Annotated in this window: 12 protein-coding genes and 1 pseudogene; 5 read left to right on the top strand and 8 right to left on the bottom strand. The window is 63.4% G+C overall.

Features of this window, described 5'->3' with window-relative positions; all coding sequences use genetic code 11:
* Positions 1 to 3 precede the first annotated feature (3 nt).
* From Q8L25_RS02955 to ttcA, 3 genes are all read left to right on the top strand, one after another.
* Positions 4 to 792 carry an SDR family oxidoreductase gene (locus Q8L25_RS02955; protein WP_308923499.1) on the top strand — a complete coding sequence of 263 codons (789 nt, stop codon included), beginning with the start codon at positions 4 to 6 and terminating at the stop codon, positions 790 to 792.
* 61 nt (positions 793 to 853) lie between these two features.
* A complete protein-coding gene (locus Q8L25_RS02950; protein ID WP_308923498.1) occupies positions 854 to 1,252 on the top strand; it encodes a dihydroneopterin aldolase in 399 nt (132 codons plus the stop codon).
* Complete coding sequence (ttcA, locus tag Q8L25_RS02945) at positions 1,249 to 2,211, top strand: tRNA 2-thiocytidine(32) synthetase TtcA (RefSeq protein WP_308923497.1); 963 nt, start codon at positions 1,249 to 1,251, stop codon at positions 2,209 to 2,211. Before Q8L25_RS02950 ends, ttcA begins: the two co-directional genes overlap by 4 nt.
* Positions 2,212 to 2,253: 42 nt before the next feature.
* On the opposite strand, the pseudogene Q8L25_RS02940 reads toward ttcA, so the two are convergent.
* A pseudogene (locus Q8L25_RS02940) lies at positions 2,254 to 3,951 on the bottom strand (methyl-accepting chemotaxis protein).
* Between the two features lie 185 nt (positions 3,952 to 4,136).
* Between Q8L25_RS02940 and Q8L25_RS02935 the strand changes: the two are divergent.
* Positions 4,137 to 5,462, top strand: coding sequence for an amidohydrolase (locus tag Q8L25_RS02935; protein ID WP_308923496.1), 1,326 nt, complete (start codon positions 4,137 to 4,139; stop codon positions 5,460 to 5,462).
* A gap of 103 nt (positions 5,463 to 5,565) precedes the next feature.
* Entirely contained in the window at positions 5,566 to 7,449 is a 1,884-nt protein-coding gene (gene pepF / locus Q8L25_RS02930; protein WP_308923495.1) for an oligoendopeptidase F, read from the top strand.
* Between the two features lie 12 nt (positions 7,450 to 7,461).
* Here pepF and kefC read toward each other — a convergent pair whose 3' ends face one another.
* The 7 genes from kefC to Q8L25_RS02895 all read right to left on the bottom strand — a co-directional run bounded on the left by kefC (position 7,462) and on the right by Q8L25_RS02895 (position 13,544).
* Positions 7,462 to 9,273 carry a glutathione-regulated potassium-efflux system protein KefC gene (kefC, locus tag Q8L25_RS02925; protein WP_308923494.1) on the bottom strand — a complete coding sequence of 604 codons (1,812 nt, stop codon included), beginning with the start codon at positions 9,271 to 9,273 and terminating at the stop codon, positions 7,462 to 7,464.
* An 86-nt stretch (positions 9,274 to 9,359) separates the two neighbouring features.
* Positions 9,360 to 9,932, bottom strand: a complete 573-nt coding sequence (locus tag Q8L25_RS02920) for an SRPBCC family protein (protein ID WP_308923493.1) — start codon at positions 9,930 to 9,932, stop codon at positions 9,360 to 9,362.
* The gene (locus Q8L25_RS02915; protein ID WP_308923492.1) at positions 9,929 to 10,510 is read right to left on the bottom strand and encodes a dual specificity protein phosphatase family protein; all 582 of its coding nucleotides are present in this window, start codon (positions 10,508 to 10,510) and stop codon (positions 9,929 to 9,931) included. The genes Q8L25_RS02920 and Q8L25_RS02915 overlap by 4 nt, the downstream gene beginning before the upstream one ends.
* Positions 10,507 to 10,989 (bottom strand): hypothetical protein, encoded by a 483-nt coding sequence (locus Q8L25_RS02910; protein ID WP_308923491.1) that lies wholly within the window; start codon positions 10,987 to 10,989, stop codon positions 10,507 to 10,509. Before Q8L25_RS02910 ends, Q8L25_RS02915 begins: the two co-directional genes overlap by 4 nt.
* Complete coding sequence (locus tag Q8L25_RS02905; RefSeq protein ID WP_308923490.1) at positions 10,986 to 12,134, bottom strand: glycosyltransferase; 1,149 nt, start codon at positions 12,132 to 12,134, stop codon at positions 10,986 to 10,988. Before Q8L25_RS02905 ends, Q8L25_RS02910 begins: the two co-directional genes overlap by 4 nt.
* A gap of 94 nt (positions 12,135 to 12,228) precedes the next feature.
* The gene (locus Q8L25_RS02900; RefSeq protein WP_308923489.1) at positions 12,229 to 12,534 is read right to left on the bottom strand and encodes a YkgJ family cysteine cluster protein; all 306 of its coding nucleotides are present in this window, start codon (positions 12,532 to 12,534) and stop codon (positions 12,229 to 12,231) included.
* Between the two features lie 14 nt (positions 12,535 to 12,548).
* The gene (locus Q8L25_RS02895; protein WP_308923488.1) at positions 12,549 to 13,544 is read right to left on the bottom strand and encodes a hypothetical protein; all 996 of its coding nucleotides are present in this window, start codon (positions 13,542 to 13,544) and stop codon (positions 12,549 to 12,551) included.
* Positions 13,545 to 13,548 lie beyond the last annotated feature (4 nt).

Raw genomic sequence — 13,548 nt, 5'->3', positions numbered from 1 at the left:
TACATGAATCACACTTCGACAGATACAACAGGCAGCACACCCCGGGTCGCCCTGGTCACGGGCGCGGCGCGCCGCCTCGGCCGCGCCATCGCGCTGGGCCTGGCGCGCGACGGCTGGGATATCGCCGTACACTACCGCGATTCGCGCGACGACGCCCTGAGCCTGGTCGACGAACTGCTCGCTTTGGGCCGGCGCGCCCATGCCTTCCAGTGCGAACTGGCGCAGGAGGCGCAGGTACGCCAATTATTGCCGCAGGCGCAGGAGCGGCTGGGCCGCATTACTTGCGTGGTAAATAACGCTTCGTTGTTTGAATACGACAATGCCGGCGATTTTTCGTTCACCGCGCTCGACGCCCACATGCACGCCAACCTGGCCGCGCCCGTACTGCTGGCGCAGGCGCTGTACCAGGCCACGCCGGCAGGCGGGCAAGCCGTGGTGATCAACTTGCTGGACCAAAAACTGTACAATCTCAATCCTGATTTTTTGTCATACACCTTGTCCAAGGCCGCGCTGCTGTCGGCGACCACCATGCTGGCCCAGGCGCTGGCGCCGAAAGTGCGCGTGGTCGGCATCGCCCCCGGCATCACCATGGTGTCCGGCGATCAAAGCGTAGCGAACTTCGTCAAGGCGCATGAAAACACCCCGCTGGGGCGCTCCAGCACGCCGCAGGACGTGGCCGATGCCGTCTGCTACGTGGCCGGCGCGCGCGCGCTGACCGGCACCACCCTGCTGGTCGATGGCGGCCAGCACCTGATCGGCTTGCCGCGCGACGTCATGTTCCTGGCCAAATAATCAGCAGCCGCACCGAACACTCCTCTACTCTCAATATCCAGCAATACGAAAAGGTAAAACCATGTCCTCCGCCCTGTACCACCCCCGCCTGGCCGATTGCCGGCGCCTGTTCCTGCGCAATTACGAAGTGCTGATCAATATCGGCGTCTACGACTTCGAGAAAAAGGGCGAGCAGCGCGTGCTGATCAATGTCGACCTGTATATCCCGCTGGCTCAGTCGACGCCGAAAGACGATCAATTGGACGAAGTGGTCGACTATGACTTCATGCGCGACACCATCGCCAAACGCATGGCGCAAGGCCATGTGCAGCTGCAGGAAACCCTGGTCGACGACGTGCTGGCCGCCATGCTGGCGCACCCGCGCGTGCGCGCCGCACGCGTGTCGTCGATGAAACCGGACGTCTACCCCGACTGCGAAGGCGTGGGCGTGGAAGTATTCCAGATCAAGGATGCGGCATGAGCGAGGCAATCATGGAAGTGACGACGACGGCGGTGGAAATCCCGGCCAATATCGAAGCGCAGAAACTGGCGCGCAAGAAGGCGGAAAAGATCGCCCTGGAAAACAACAAGCTGCACAAGCGCCTGTGCCGTCTGGTGGGGCAGGCGATCGGCGACTTCAACATGATCGAAGAAGGCGACAAGGTGATGGTGTGCCTGTCCGGCGGCAAAGACAGCTACGCCCTGCTCGACATCCTGATGACCCTGCGCGAACGGGCACCGATCCACTTCGATATCGTGGTGGTCAACCTGGACCAGAAGCAGCCGAACTTCCCGCCAGAAATTTTGCCAGCGTACCTGACGGAACTGGGCGTGGCCTTCCATATTGAAAACCAGGATACCTACAGCATCGTCAAGCGGCTGATCCCGGAAGGCAAGACCACCTGCTCGCTGTGCTCGCGCCTGCGCCGCGGCATCCTGTACCGTGTGGCCGACGAACTGGGCGCGACCAAGATCGCGCTGGGCCACCACCGCGACGATATCCTGGAAACTTTTTTCCTGAATATGTTCTTCGGCGGAAAACTGAAAGGCATGCCGGCCAAGCTGGTGTCCGACGACGGCAAGCACATGGTGATCCGTCCGATGGCCTATGTAAAGGAAGAAGACACCGAGCGCTATGCCGAAGTGAAGGGTTTCCCCATCATTCCATGCGACCTGTGCGGCTCGCAGGAAAACCTGCAGCGCAAGCAGATCAAGGCCATGATGCGCGACTGGGACAAGAAATTCCCGGGCCGCGTGGAAAGCATCTTCTCGGCCATGTCGAACGTGGCGCCGTCGCACCTGATGGACGGCAAGCTGTTCGGCTTTACCGACCTGAAAGCGGACGGCCTGGCCAATCCGATGGGCGATATCGCGTTCGATGAAGAACCGTGTTCGACGCCGACCACGTTTGGCGCGACGATACCGTTACAAGCGGTGTAAGGCCTGGCGGCGCCACCATTGCGATGGCGCCGCACTGACTGCTTAAAACTCTTCCCAGTCATCATTTGCCAGCGCTTTCGCCGCTGGCAATTTTTTTGGCGATACCGCCGTGCTGCGGGCGGCCGCACGGGCTGCCGGCGCCGCCGCGCGTACCGTGGCGGCCGCTGCCGGACGGCGCAGCAAGCCCGCCTGTTCGCGCAGCTTGAAGACGCTGACCACCTGCGCCAGGCCATGGGCCTGATCCTGCAGCGAGCCGGCGGCGGCCGCCGCTTCTTCCACCAGGGCCGCATTTTGCTGGGTCACATGATCCATTTGCGCGATCGCCTGGTTGACCTGCTCGATGCCGTGTGTCTGCTCGGTGCTGGCGCTGGAGATTTCGCCGATGATGTCGGTCACGCGCCTGACGCTGGCCACCACTTCATCCATGGTCGCGCCGGCCTGGTCGACCAGTTTCGCGCCGATATCCACCTTGCTGACCGAGTCGTCGATCAGGCCCTTGATCTCCCTGGCCGCGCTGGCGGATCTTTGGGCCAGATTGCGCACTTCACCGGCCACCACCGCAAAGCCGCGGCCCTGCTCGCCGGCGCGCGCCGCTTCCACCGCCGCGTTCAGCGCCAGGATATTGGTTTGAAAAGCGATGCCGTCAATGACGCTGATGATGTCGACGATCTTGCGCGACGAGGCATTGATGGAGCCCATGGTGGCCACCACTTCGGCCACCACCGAGCCGCCACGGCTGGCGATGCCGGCCGCCGTGATGGCCAGCTGGTTGGCCTGGCGCGCATTGTCGGCGTTCTGCTTGACGGTGCCGGTCAGTTCTTCCATCGACGAGGCCGTTTCTTCCAGCGAGCCGGCCTGCTGCTCGGTACGCGACGACAGGTCCAGGTTGCCGGCCGCGATTTCGCTCGATGCGGTGGCGATGCTGTCGGTGCCGCTGCGTACCTGGCTGACGATGCCCACCAGGTTGTTGTTCATATTGCCCAGGGCCGTCAGCAGCGCGCCCATTTCATCTTTCGCAGTGGTGGCGACGCTGTGCGTGAGGTCGCCGGCGGCCACGGTTTCGGCCAGCGCCAGCGCCTGGCGCAGCGGGCGCGTGATGCCGGTCGTCAGCAGCCATGAGCACAGGATGCCGAAGCCCACCGCAAACAGCGTCAACGAGCGGATGATGCGAGTGTCCTGCACGGCCGAGGCGTCGATCTGTTTGGCGGTGGCGTCGATGCTGACGCGCTGCAGGGTCACCAGTTCCTGCAGCAGGTCCTGGTAGACCTTGGCCGCCGGCGTAAACGAGCCGTCGAGAATTTTTGCCGCCCCCTCGACATCACCGTCGGCCTTGGCCTTGACGGCGCCGTCGCGCGAGGCGCTGTACAGCTTGCGCTGTTAGAGGATTTTCGCGAACAGGGCTTTTTCCTGCTCGCCCGAAATCAGCGGTTCGATCTGTTTCAACAGTTCCGCGGCGCGCTTGACGGAGGCGGCCGAGTCTTCCTTGAAGTACGGTCCCAGCGCAGGGTCGCTGCTCTTGACGATGGCGGCGGTGCGGCGGATCGATGCGAAGTTCAGGCCGTACCAGTCGGTAATCAAGCGCTCCTTGGTCAGCGGTTCGGCCATCATGGCGCGGGTCGAGGTGGCCACTTCATTCAAGCGCCAGATGCCCACGGTGGCGATCACCACGGTCATGGCCAGGATCAGCATGAAGCCGATGCCCAACCGTTTGCCGATCTTGATATTTGCGATAAAACTCATCATGTCTTTTCTCTAAATTAGTGCAATAGGGATATTTTTAATTCCATATGGAATTTTTTATATTGCAGATTATACATTATCAAAATATCTCCGCCCCATTTATTGATTTTAGGAAATGTTTCCGTTAAGTTAAAAAACACCTTGTTCACAGTGGGCGCCATACGTCCGCATCTCAAAAGAAACCTATGAAATTTCCTGCAGCACAGATCACCAAAATCGCCTTTGCCACCGCCCTGCTCGCGACTGGCGCAAGCCATGCCGCAGCCCTGCCGCCGGCCATCGCCGCCCAGCTCAACGCCAACACTGCGGCCGTCGAAGCGCTGTACCTGGACCTGCACCGCCATCCCGAACTGGCGTTCCAGGAAGTGGAAACGGCCAGGAAGCTGGCCGAAAAAGTGAAAGCGCTGGGCTTTGAGGTCACCACCGGCGTCGGCGGCACCGGCGTGGTGGCGATCCTGCGCAACGGCCCCGGCCCGGTCGTCATGCTGCGTACCGAAATCGACGCCCTGCCGGTGCTGGAAAAAACCGGCCTGCCGTTCGCCAGCAGCGTGGTCACCAAGAACGCCGCCGGCGACACCGTGCCCGTCATGCACGCCTGCGGCCACGATGTGCATATGTCGGCCTGGTATGGCAGCGCCAAGCTGATGGCGGACAACCGCCAGCACTGGAGCGGCACCCTGATGCTGGTCGGCCAGCCGGCGGAAGAGCCGCTGCTGGGCGCGGCCGCCATGCTGAAGGACGGCCTGTTTACGCGCTTCCCGAAACCGGACTACGCGCTGTCCTTCCATGATGAAGCGACCCTGCCATCGGGCACAGTGGGCTACCACGCCGGCTACTTCCGCGCCGCCGCCGACACCATCAGCATTACCGTGTATGGCCAGGGTGGCCACGGCGCAGCGCCGCACGACACGCGCGACCCGGTGGTGATGGCCGCGCGCATCGTGCTGGCGCTGCAGACCCTGGTCTCGCGCGAAAACAATCCGATGGATCCGGTCGTCATCACGGTCGGCAGCATCCACGGCGGCACGCAGGCCAATATCGTGCCCGACCAGGTCACCATGCAGCTGACCGTGCGCACCTTCAAGGACGCCGTGCGCAAGCGCGTGCTGGCCAGCATTGCGCGTGAAGTGAAAGGCGAAGCATTTGCCGCCGGCGCGCCGAAGGAACCGCTGGTGGAAGTGCGCCCGGGTACGGACGCCGTCTACAACGATCCCGAGCTGACCATGCGCATGGTGGGCACCTTGCAAAAGTCGCTGGGTGCGAGCCAGGTGGTGGAAATGCCGGCCAAGATGACCTCGGAAGACTTCGCCAACTACGGCCAGGCCGGCGCCAAGGCCGTGCTGCTGCATATCGGCGCGGTGGAGCCAGGCAAGCTGGCGGCGGCCAAGGCCAGCGGCAAGCCATTGGCCGGCCCGCACTCGCCGCAATGGGCACCCGAGTACCAGCCGACCATCAAGGCGGCGATCACGGCGGAAACGTCGATCCTGCTCGACCTGCTGGGCAAAAAGTAAGCCATTCAGGCGCCGGGGCAGGCTGCTGTCCCGCTGCGCCATCTTGCTGTACAGTGGGCGCGCTGCATGCCGCCCTCTTGAACCCGGATATGGAATGGATAGTATGACGACTTTCAAACGCCCCGCCCTGACCCTGCTGGCCCTCGGTTTCGCCCTCGCCACCGCTTTTTCCGCCGCCCCCGCCATCGCGCAGACCGATACAGTCGCCGACCGCTGGGACTTGAGCGCGCTGTACCGGGATGACGCCGCTTTTGATGCCGACGCCAGGCAACTCGATGCGCAGCTCAAGCAGCTGGCTTCTTGCCGCGGCCAGCTGGGCGCTTCGGCGGCCCGCCTGAAATCCTGCCTGGACCTGTATGCCGAGGTGCGCAAGCGCGTCGGCCGCCTGACCTCCTATGCGTCGCAGTACTACGACCAGGATACGGGCGACGGCAAGGGCAACCAGCTGAACCAGCGCGCGGCCCTGCTGGGCAACAGCTTTGCGCAGGCCACCACTTTCATCCAGCCTGAAATCCTCGCTTTGGGCGGCAAGCGCATCGACGCCCTGCTGGCGAAAGACAAGGGCTTGCAGCTGTACCGCTTCCAGCTGACCGGCATGCTGCGCAATGCGCCGCACACGCTCGATGGCGCGGGCGAGCAATTGCTGGCGCAGTTCGGCCTGGCAACCGGCTCGGCCGCCAGCGTCTACCGTACCCTGGCCAACTCGGAAGTGCCGTGGCCGACCGTCAAGCTTTCCAACGGCAAGGAAGTGCGGCTCGACCAGGCGGCGTATACGAGGTATCGCGGCGACGACAACCGCGCCGACCGCAAGCTGGTGTTCGACGCCTTTTTCGGCAAGTGGAAGGACTACGAGCGCACGTTTGGCGAAACCCTGTATGGCCAGCTGAAGACCGACGCCGCCTACGCGAAAGTACGCCGCTATGCCGACTCGCAAAGCGCCGCGCTGGACTCGGACAACCTGCCGCCGGCCGTCTACCAGACCCTGATCGCCCAGACCAACGCCAACCTGCCGACCCTGCACCGCTACTTCAAGCTGCGCGCGCGCATGCTGGGCGTGAGCGACCTGGCCTATTACGACATCTATGCGCCGCTGCTGAAAAGCGACCGTACCTTCCCGCTGGCCGAAGGCAAGCGCATGATGCTGGCCTCCGCCGCGCCGCTGGGCCCGGACTATGTCAAGGCACTGACGGCGGCGGCCAACGCGCGCTGGATGGATGTCTACCCGCGCCCGCGCAAGGCCGCCGGCGCCTACATGAATGGCGAAGCGTATGACGTGCACCCGTTCGTGCTGCTGAACTACACCGACAACTACGAAGCCGTCAGCACCCTGACCCACGAATGGGGCCACGCCATGCACTCGGTGCTGGCCAACAAGGCACAGCCGTCGATCTATGCGCCGTACAGCATCTTTGTAGCGGAAATCGCCTCGACCACCAATGAGGCGCTGCTGCTCGAACATCAGCTGAACGTGGCCAAGGATGACGACGAACGCCTGCTGTACCTGGGCGCGGCGCTGGAGGGTTTGCGCGGCACCTTCTTCCGCCAGGCCATGTTCGCCGAATTCGAGGCGGCCATCCACGCCAAGGTGGACAAAGGCGAAGCGCTGACGGGCGAACAGATGACGGCCATCTATGCCGACATCCTCAAGCGCTACCACGGCGAAGCCCAGGGCGTGATGAAGATCGATCCGGCCTATGCGCTGGAATGGGCGTATGTGCCGCACTTCTACCACGGCTTCTATGTGTTCCAGTACGCCACCTCGATCGCCGCGGCGCAGGACTTTGCGCAGCGCATCCTGGCCAAGGAACCAGGCGCACTGGCGGCCTACCTGAAGATGCTCGCTTCGGGCGGCTCGGCCTATCCGTATGAGCTGGTGAAAGCGGCCGGGGTCGACCTGGCCACGCCGAAACCGTACCAGGCGCTGGTGGCACGCATGAACAGCATCATGGACCGCATCGAGGCGATCGAAAGCAAGCGCGGGAAGTAATCCCGACGGCGATCATCGGGGACGACCGTTTTCTCCTTCCGCCGCAAACGCGGCGGCATCGCTCTCGAACATGTCCTCCAGTTCCTCGCGCGCCTTGCGCGTGAGGGACATCACTTTTTGCTGGTCCTGGAAGTGCGGCGCCACGTCGAGCAGGGTCTTCAGGTTATGCGTGCGGAAGATGGCGGCGGCGCGCTCGGCCCGCTCGGCGGAAAATCCCGCCTGGCGCAGGGTCTGCTCGCCCAGCAGCAGCGCGGCGGCAAAGGTCTCGCGCTCGATCAGGGTCACGCCCCGGTTCATCAATTCATAGTAATGCGTGACGTTGCGCGCGCGCGCCAGGATGGTCAGGTGCGGCAGGCGCAGCCGCACCGCGTCGACCAGCGCCAGGCTGTCGTCGACGTCATCGATGGCGATCACCAGCGCTTTCGCCTTTTCAATGCCGGCCGCCACCAGCAGGTCGACCCGCGTGGCGTCGCCATAAAACACCTTGAAGCCGAACTTGCGCAGCAGGTCGATCTGGTCCGGGTCGTGGTCGAGCACCGTCACGCCGATCTTGTTGGCGGCCAGCAGGCGGCCGATGATCTGGCCGAAGCGGCCGAAGCCGGCGATCATGATGGGATTGTCCTGCGCTTCGATGGTGTCGTCGGGCCGGCGTTTTTTATCGCTGCGCAGACGCGGCGCCACCAGCTTGTCGTGCAACAGCAGCAGCAAGGGCGTGGCCACCATCGACACGGTAACCACCACCACCAGCACGGCGCTGGTCTCGGGCGTAAACACATGGGCGGCCAGCGCGGTGGCGAACACCACGAAGGCGAACTCGCCGCCCTGCGACAGCAGCAGCGCAAAGAACAGCTGCTGGCCGCGCGGAATATCGAACAGTTTGGACAGGCCATACAGCAGCGCGATCTTGATTGCCAGCAGGCCCGCCACCAGCGCCAGGATCAACAGCGGCTGCGCGCGCAGCACGCCGAAGTCGACCGACATGCCCACGGCGATAAAGAACAGGCCCAGCAGCAAACCCTTGAACGGCTCCAGGTCGCTGATCAGTTCATGCCGGTATTCGGAGTCGGCCAGCAGCACGCCGGCGACAAAGGTGCCCAGCGCCATCGACAGGCCCACCGATTCCATCAGCACGCAGATGGCGATCACCAGCATCAGCGCAAAGGCGGTGAAAATTTCGCGCAATTCCGTTTTGGCGATAAAGCGCAAAATCGGGTTGACCAGGAAACGCCCGGCCACCACCAGCGCACCCAAGACGGCCACCAGTTTCACCACCCGCAGCCAGCCCGGCGCATCGCTGTGCGTGGCCAGGCCGCCCAGCAGCGGCACCAGCGCGATCATGGGAATGGCGGCGATATCCTGGAACAGCAAAATGGAAAAACCGGCCGAGCCGGCCGGCGTCGACATCAGTTTGCGCTCGCCCAGGGTGGCCAGCACGATGGCGGTCGACGACAGCGACAGGCCCAGGGCAGCCACCAGCGCCGTGCGCCAGTCGACGCCAAACGCCATGGCGCCGGCGCACAGACCGGCGCTGACCACCGCCACCTGCGCCCCGCCCCAGCCGAAGATGGGCCGGCGCAGCAGCCACAAGCGCTTCGGTTCCAGTTCCAGTCCGATCAGGAACATCAGCAGCACCACGCCGAACTCCGAAAAACTGAGGATCACTTCGACGTTGTTGATCAGGCCCAGGCCCCAGGGTCCGATGACGACGCCAGCCACCAGGTAGCCCAGCACGGCGCCCATGCCCAGGCGCTTGGCCAGCGGCACCGTGACGATGGCGGCGACCAGGTAAAACAGGATATTCAGTAAAAAGCTGTGGTGTTCCATGCGGATTTCCGGAAAAACGTGATTGGAATCGCAATCATGCCTGAACTTGCGGGCCAGCGTGACCAAGCCGAAGGCCAGGTCCGGCCTTATTTTTTCGCGGCCACCCGCGCGCGCAAGGCCTCGAACATCTTCGGAATGCTGTCGCGGCTCATGCTGTCGACGATCCAGCCCAGGCCCATCGGCACCGGGCCGGGATCGGTGTACACCTGGTATTTGATGGCAGTGGCGCCGGTGTCCTGCGGGTCGGGCGACAGCTGCCAGTAGCCGCTGGTGTCGGCGATGGTGTCATCCGGCTTCAGACCTTCCATCGGCACCAGCTTCCAGGCCAGCTGGCAGGAGGCGTCCGTGACTTTCGGCGTCATCTTCAGGCGGTATTGCTTGATCTTCCCCATCGGCAGTTTCAGGGTGATATCGACCAGCGAGGCGCCGCCGCCGGCGTTCGCCACCTTGATTTTATCGACGTTCGGCATGAACTGCGGGTAAGCGGCGAAATCCTGGATCGCCGCGCAGACATTGGCCACGCTGGCCGGCATGCTGGTGCTGGCGGCAAAGGTCTTGCCGGGCACGCCGGACTTGCTGATATCGACCAGGTTGACAGTGGGCGCGGCCAGCGCGATCAGTGGCGCGCATGCGGCAAGGCTAAGCAAAATCGTCTTCATGGCGTTCCCTGGTCGATCTGCGCGCGGATGGCGTCCACGTCGACGCGCTTGAGGTATTTTTCGATATTTCGCCACACCGCGTGGTAGCCGTAACCGCCGTTTTTCAGTTCGTCGATGGCCTTGTCGCGCGGCCAGCCCTGGTACAGCATGCGGTACATGGCTGTCATCATGCCGGTACGGTCGGCGCCGTGCAGGCAATGCAGCAGCACCGGGCCATCCTGTTCGGCGGCGCGGATGCTGCGCATGGCTTCGACCACGTGGCGGTCGCGGATGGCCCAGGTATTGATCGGTATGCGCACGGTGCGGATGCCGCTGTCCTTGAGCAGGTCGGTATCGGAGTGGAACGAGCGCAGGCTGATCACGGTTTTCACGCCCAGCGCCTGCAACTGCGCCACATCGACGCTGTCAAGCCGCGCGCTGCGGTACAAGGCAGGCGTGACCTGGTGCAGGTTCGACACATGCGGCAGGCGCGTGGCCCAGTCGGGATTGCGCGCGGGCGAAGCGGGAGTTTGGGCGCCCGCCGGCGCCATCATCAGGCCGAGGGACAGCGCCAGCAGCCCGGCAGGAATACGGATCATGGCTTTCTCCGGTAAGAAAAGAACAGCAGCACGCTGGCCGCCAGCAGCGAGACCCAGTAATCGGTCGGCGCAAATAATATCCAGTGCTTGTGCCAGGCGATATGCGCCGGGCTGAAATGCGCCACGCCATAGGCGGGATTCATGACGAACCACAGATAATCCTCAATCACCCAGAACAGCATGATGCAGCCGATGGCGCGCGCCTCCAGGCGCCACGACCACTGCGCCAGGAACAGCAGCGGAAAATGAAAAAACAGCGCCACAAACGGAAACACCCAGGCATGGTACCCGGTCATCGGCCGGCCGCCCCAGAAGATATCGAGCAGCCAGTGATGCTCGATGCGCCAGGTGGGCAGGTTGGCCGCCCAGCCGGCCGCGCCTTCGATCTGGATCTCGACCTGCGCAAAAAACAGGCCCAGCAGGGCGACCCAGGCCACGGTCAGCGCAATCTGCCACGGCTTGACGACGCTGGCCGTCATGCCTGCGTGCCCAGCACCTGCGCCAGCACGTCCAGCGCGGCGCGCGGGCGGCCCAGCGCCAGGGCTCTTGCGCGCATCGCCTGCAGCTGCTCAGGATGGTCCAGCAGATGGCGCACGCGGTATTCCAGGGTCACGCCGTCAAATGCTTTCAGCGCCACGCCCTGCTCCAGCAGATAGTCGGCATTGCGTTCTTCCTGGCCGGGAATCGGCGAGTTGACGATCATCGGCAGGCCCAGTGCCAGGCATTCGGAAGTGGTCAGGCCGCCCGGCTTGGTGATCACCAGGTCGGCGCAGGCCATCAGCCGCTCCACTTCGCTGGTAAAACCCTGCGCCAGCAGGCGGCCCGGATACTGTGCGGCCAGCTTCTGCAGCGCCGCCAGCACCGCCGCGTTTTTCCCGGCCAGCACGATCAGCTGGAAATCGCCCGCCAGCGCCAGCAGGCGCGCGGCGATGGTGTCCAGGCTGCCCAGGCCCGCGCCGCCGCCCATCAGCAAAATGGTCTTGCGTTGCGGGTCCAGTCCGAACGCCTGGGCGCACTGCGCGCGGTCCGGCGCCCTGGCAAACGCCGGCATCACGGGGATGCCCGTGACGTGGATGCGTTCGGCGGCGATCCCCTCGTGGCGCATGCGGAACGCCACTTCGTCGGTGGCCGCGAAATAGCCCTGCATATGATCGTGCACCCACATGCGGTGCAGGTCGAAGTCCGTCACCTGCACCCATACCGGGCAGGCCAGCTGGCGTTCGCGCAGCGCGCGCGACAGCAGTTCGGCCGGCAGGAAGTGCGTGCAGATGATGGCGTCGGGCGCAAAGGCGGCGATCTGCGCCATCAGGGCGCGCGTATTGAGGCGCTCGACGCCGCGGCGCAGGCGCTGCATGGTGCTGTCCTTCGGCGCATCGTGGGTGGCGTGGTACAGATAGCCCCATAGCGCCGGGGCCTTGTTGACCAGCTTGATATAAAAATCCGTGTACATCTTGCGAAACGCGGGTGTGACAAATTGCATCACATCGAGATGGCTGGCGATGGCGCGCGGCCCCTGGCCATCATCGCGCGTCGCATAGGACTCGATGGCTTGCGCCGCGCGCATGTGGCCGGCCCCGGCCGAGACGCTGAGGATCAGGATTTTTTTCGGTAGATGCTGCGGCATGTGCTGGCGCTCCAGGTAGCCCTTGTCGGGAAAGCAAGCACAATAGCATCAACCGCCGCGCGCACATTACATCTTCTCAACGCTCGGTCACATGTCAGGCCCCGTCCATAGCGGCCAGCGCGGCACATGCCTGCAGATTCAAGGCGACAAACTCATCCCAAGTACAACGACCTGCGTAGTGGGTATCGTAATGCAGCTCCACCCTGCAAATGTCCGGGCGCTGCGCATAAATCGTGCACGCCCTGGCCGCCTCATCGTAATGCCGGCACACGCCGTCGCCACGGTCGAGAAAGCTGGTTTCCGCAGCCAGGTCCACATGCTGGCAACACAAACCGCACTGGTTGCAGGGGAACTCCTGGCGCGGCACCCCCGTATCGCGCCGCAGGACATGCGTGGTCATCGCGGCAGCCTTGCTCAAGGCGCCAGCGTGGCGATTTCAGCGATCCGTTTCTCGGTCGACAGCACCAGATTGCCATCCTTGTCCAGGATAGGCGTATCGATCATGGCCTTCAGCAATTGCGCAAATTTGACTGACCGCATGACCACTTCGTGCGCCTCTTCCGGCATACGCTGATAGTTCTCGCCATGGCTGTCGATGACACGCCCGAGATCGCCCACGGCACGCCGCAGTTGCGAGCTGACTTTTGAAAACGTCGTATTGGCCAGTGCCGATACGCGCGCAATGGCTTCCAGCTTCTTGAACATGACCTCGGCCTGGTCACGCACCGTCCTGGCCATTTCCAGATTGCTGCGCGCATTATTCAGTGCTTCTTCGCCTTTGTTGCCGACTATATGCCCGAAGATGGCCAGTGCCGGCCCGATCGCCACGGCCCCGAGTACCATGGTGCCGAGCGCCATGCCGCCACCACCGGCAGCGATGGAGCCGCCGCCCAGCCATGCCAGCGTTGCATTGGTCGCCGTCACACCACTCAGTGTAGAGATGGCCGTGCCCGTGCTGGCGGTGGCCAGCAGCATGGTGCCGTTGTACGCGCCGAATGCCAAGGCCGCACCACCACCGAGTCCGGAACCCAGGCCCAGGCCGGAACTTTTCAGCAATGCGTAATCGTCTTTCAATCCTTGCAGTCCGACGCTGGAAAAATCGCCCAGATTGAGCTTATCCAGTTCAGGTGTATTGACTACATCCACATTCTTCAGGCGTCCGAAGGTGGCGATAAAATCGGCGATAACGCCGTTAAAGGCTCGCAGCTTGCGCGTGCCGTAATCTTCCAGCACTGCGTTGGTATCCTTGCGCTGCCGGTCCACGCGCTCGTTTGCGGCATCAGCCATTGACTTCGCGTCAGTATTAAGGTTGCTTGCCTTATTCTGATCCATGACGCCATTGACACTTTTGTAGATGCCATACAAGGCAGTAGCGGCGGCGGGCACGCCAAGAAGAAGTGGAACAGCCATAGTG

The sequence above is a fragment of the Janthinobacterium sp. J1-1 genome, from assembly GCF_030944405.1.
Lineage (GTDB): Bacteria > Pseudomonadota > Gammaproteobacteria > Burkholderiales > Burkholderiaceae_D > Janthinobacterium.
The sequence above is the reverse complement of the archived record's forward strand: the minus strand, read 5'-3'. Positions and strand labels throughout refer to the sequence as shown.

What these genes read in the sequence shown, in the direction of transcription:
- Q8L25_RS02955 (WP_308923499.1), top strand. Translation starts at nt 4, where the DNA reads ATGAATCACACTTCGACAGATACAACAGGCAGCACACCCCGGGTCGCC.
- pepF (WP_308923495.1), top strand. Translation starts at nt 5,566, where the DNA reads ATGACGACTTTCAAACGCCCCGCCCTGACCCTGCTGGCCCTCGGTTTC.
- Q8L25_RS02920 (WP_308923493.1), bottom strand. Translation starts at nt 9,932, where the DNA reads ATGAAGACGATTTTGCTTAGCCTTGCCGCATGCGCGCCACTGATCGCG.
- Q8L25_RS02950 (WP_308923498.1), top strand. Translation starts at nt 854, where the DNA reads ATGTCCTCCGCCCTGTACCACCCCCGCCTGGCCGATTGCCGGCGCCTG.
- Q8L25_RS02915 (WP_308923492.1), bottom strand. Translation starts at nt 10,510, where the DNA reads ATGATCCGTATTCCTGCCGGGCTGCTGGCGCTGTCCCTCGGCCTGATG.
- ttcA (WP_308923497.1), top strand. Translation starts at nt 1,249, where the DNA reads ATGAGCGAGGCAATCATGGAAGTGACGACGACGGCGGTGGAAATCCCG.
- Q8L25_RS02935 (WP_308923496.1), top strand. Translation starts at nt 4,137, where the DNA reads ATGAAATTTCCTGCAGCACAGATCACCAAAATCGCCTTTGCCACCGCC.
- Q8L25_RS02910 (WP_308923491.1), bottom strand. Translation starts at nt 10,989, where the DNA reads ATGACGGCCAGCGTCGTCAAGCCGTGGCAGATTGCGCTGACCGTGGCC.
- kefC (WP_308923494.1), bottom strand. Translation starts at nt 9,273, where the DNA reads ATGGAACACCACAGCTTTTTACTGAATATCCTGTTTTACCTGGTCGCC.
- Q8L25_RS02895 (WP_308923488.1), bottom strand. Translation starts at nt 13,544, where the DNA reads ATGGCTGTTCCACTTCTTCTTGGCGTGCCCGCCGCCGCTACTGCCTTG.
- Q8L25_RS02900 (WP_308923489.1), bottom strand. Translation starts at nt 12,534, where the DNA reads ATGACCACGCATGTCCTGCGGCGCGATACGGGGGTGCCGCGCCAGGAG.
- Q8L25_RS02905 (WP_308923490.1), bottom strand. Translation starts at nt 12,134, where the DNA reads ATGCCGCAGCATCTACCGAAAAAAATCCTGATCCTCAGCGTCTCGGCC.